Source organism: Streptomyces sp. B5E4 (assembly GCF_039871555.1).
Taxonomy (GTDB): Bacteria; Actinomycetota; Actinomycetes; order Streptomycetales; family Streptomycetaceae; genus Streptomyces.
The window spans coordinates 1-956 of sequence record NZ_JBDPMI010000077.1 but is presented as its reverse complement, the minus strand read 5'-3'; the positions used below and the strand labels follow the sequence as shown (position 1 = coordinate 956).

The window sequence follows — 956 nt, the reverse complement described above, 5'->3', positions numbered from 1 at the left end:
GGCTGCGGGGGGTCCGGGGTGCCGCCGGTGCCGCCCGCGTCGGAGGGTTCGCGGGTACCGGGGGACGACGGCGCCGGGTCGGCCTCGCCGCCGCTCTTCCGGCCCGTGGCGGAGGGGTCCTTCTCGTCGCCGTCGCGCTCGCCGGCGGTGTTCCCGGCGCCGCCCGCCTCGCCCGCGCCGGTGCCGCCGGCCGCGGCGGACGGTGCGTCGTTGACGCGTACGCCGCCGTCCGGCTCGGTGCCGCTGCGGCCGGAGCCGGGATCGGGGGCGCCGGGCCTGCCGGAGCCGGAGACGGTCATGCACCCGCCGAGCGCCAGCACCGCCAGCGTGGCGGCTGAGATCCGCAGGGCGGCACGGGCTGTCGGCTCAGGCATGGGGAGCCCCTTTCAGGACGTGTCGTACGCTCAACTCCCCAGCGCCCGCGGAGGACACGGGGCGCGGCGCGGGGCGCGCCGACCGGCGCGTACCCGATCCGCGCGCCCTGGGGCACCACCCCGCGAGCCGTGCTCGCGGAACGGATTTGCCAGCCGGCCCACCGGGTGCGTACTCTGGTAGATCGTTTGATCCCATTTGCCCGGCGCCCCACCGAAGCGCGCCGTGTGTGGCGCGTTCCCTTCCCTGCCGTGGCAGACCGCAAGAGGCGGTCCGTGCAAATCCGCCGCGGAGTCGTGGCGCGTGCCGACGACTGCGGAAGGCTTTAACTCGCTCATGTCTGAAACCCCTGTGCTCGCCCCTGCCCTCGACGAGGCGGAGACGCCGGACACGCCGGAGATCCCCGAGGCCACCTCGACGGAAACCGCCGAGGTGACGGAAACCGCCGAGGTGACGGAAACCACCGAGGCGACGGAAACCACCGAGGCGACGGAAACCGCCGGCACCCCGGAGCCCGCCGCGCCGACCTTCGGCGACCTCGGCCTGCCCCGCGGGGTCGTGGCCAAGCTCGCGGACTACGGCGT

1 protein-coding gene and 1 pseudogene are annotated in these 956 nt (G+C 75.5%); one reads left to right on the top strand and one right to left on the bottom strand.

Annotated features, from left to right (window positions below; genetic code table 11):
* Positions 1-374: hypothetical protein (locus ABGA99_RS36525; RefSeq protein WP_347584285.1), on the bottom strand; the 374-nt coding region annotated here is incomplete at its 3' end.
* Between the two features lie 334 nt (positions 375-708).
* Between ABGA99_RS36525 and ABGA99_RS36520 the strand changes: the two are divergent.
* Positions 709-956, top strand: a pseudogene (locus ABGA99_RS36520) (hypothetical protein); the annotation flags it as partial.